The following is a 1,076-nucleotide window of genomic DNA, read 5'->3' as shown; positions in this document are numbered from 1 at the left end:
GGATACGGGTCGGCACCGAGCCCGGCGCGGTCGCCGGCGCCGGTCAGCGGCTCCTCCAGCAGCGGGCGCCGGGTGGCCTCCCACGTCCGGCGGCCGCGGCCCAGCAGCTCGCTCCACCGCCCTCCCGCACCCGCCCCGAGGGCCGTGTCCAGGGCGTCGACCGTGCCGGCCCGGGACCCGCCGGGCAGGCGGACGGAGGTGCCGTCGGCGAAGACGTGGCGGACGGCCGGGTCCACCTCGGTCAGCGCGACGCACTCCTCCAGCGGCTCGCGGCCGGTCTTGACGAAGAGGTCCCGCCAGACGGCGGGCAGGTACAGCAGTCCGGGACCGGTGTCGAAACCGAACCCGTCCCGTTCCAGGCGGCGCACCGCGCCGCCGTGGGTCCGCGCCCGCTCGTACACCGTCACCCGGTGGCCGGCCACGGCCAGCCGGGCGGCGGCGGCCATGGCGCCCATACCGGCGCCGATCACCACAGTCCGTGCCATGGCCAGGAACTCTAGCCGGGGTGCGGTAACAGCTTCGAAGCGCCGTACGCAGTAGATGAGTAGAAGTACCTGAGTCCGGTTCTGAGTAGCCGTACGGATGGGCTTCACCAGGCGTGGACGGCAGAGTCGGAGACGACGGGAAACGCGGTACCGCACCGCCGGCACGGGGCGGCGGAGTGGGGCGGCGGCCGTCTGTAGGGGGAACGCTCGGGGGATACGGGGGACGGGAGCGGGTGGTACGGCGAATCGGCCGGCCGCCCGCTCCCGCCGTTCTCGGCGCCCTCCTCGGCCGGAGCGCGCCCGCGCCCTCATCCGGACACCCTCACCCGGATATGCCGGAGAAGCTCCGACAGGAGATGTTTGCCCAGGTCGGGGCCGATTGTCAGTGGCATGCGCAACGATGTTCCCATCGCGATCGCCGGTCGCGAGCCGCGCGTGCGGACAGCACGGCGGACAGCACGCGGACAGCACAGTCGTGACGGTCATCGGGGCTCTCCTTCGTGGATACCCCGTCCTTTAGGGCGGGGAGGAAACGAAGCTCCTGCGGAGCAGGGCAGGGAACGCCGGTTCGCCGCCAGGGCGGACCGGCGT

At 73.2% G+C, this 1,076-nt stretch carries 1 protein-coding gene; it reads right to left on the bottom strand.

Going from position 1 to position 1,076, the window contains the following annotated elements:
• Window positions 1–485 (bottom strand): NAD(P)-binding protein (locus tag AC2CJA_RS26825; protein WP_484605231.1); only part of this gene is annotated, 485 nt, incomplete at its 3' end.
• Window positions 486–1,076: the final 591 nt, after the last annotated feature.

The sequence above is a fragment of the Streptomyces sp. ATLC9 genome (genome assembly GCF_057196705.1).
This window is presented reverse-complemented; position numbering and strand designations above follow the sequence as displayed.